Genomic DNA, 366 nt, shown 5'->3' on the forward strand with positions numbered 1-366 from the left:
GTACTCCGCGCCGGTCGAGACGTACCGGGTGAGGTCGTCCTGGAAGACCGACTTCGCGACCGAGGGCTCCCAGCCCAGCCCCGCCGCGATCCGTCCCTCCCGGAGGTTCGCGAGGATCGTGGAGATGCTGGTGTCCTCTATCTGGACGTCGATCCCCTCGGCGTCGAGCACCTGGAGGAGGTACCGGTGGGTACACGACCCGGTCGTGACGCCGACGGACTTGCCCGCGATGTCGGCCGTCTGCTCGATCGGCGAGTCCTGCGGGACGATCAGGAGGTTACACTGCTGGCCGTGCGACCAGTTGGCGAGCCCGACGAGGCTCGCAGGGGTCTCGGTCTGGGCGATCGTCACCAGTGCGGGCATATC

General features: G+C 68.0%; 1 protein-coding gene. It reads right to left on the reverse strand.

Annotated elements, in window-relative coordinates; genetic code table 11:
- On the reverse strand, nucleotides 1–366 hold a 366-nt coding region (locus tag C447_RS09035), incomplete at both ends, for an ABC transporter substrate-binding protein (protein WP_007693122.1).

The sequence above is a fragment of the Halococcus hamelinensis 100A6 genome, assembly GCF_000336675.1.
Classification (GTDB): Archaea; Halobacteriota; Halobacteria; order Halobacteriales; family Halococcaceae; genus Halococcus; species Halococcus hamelinensis.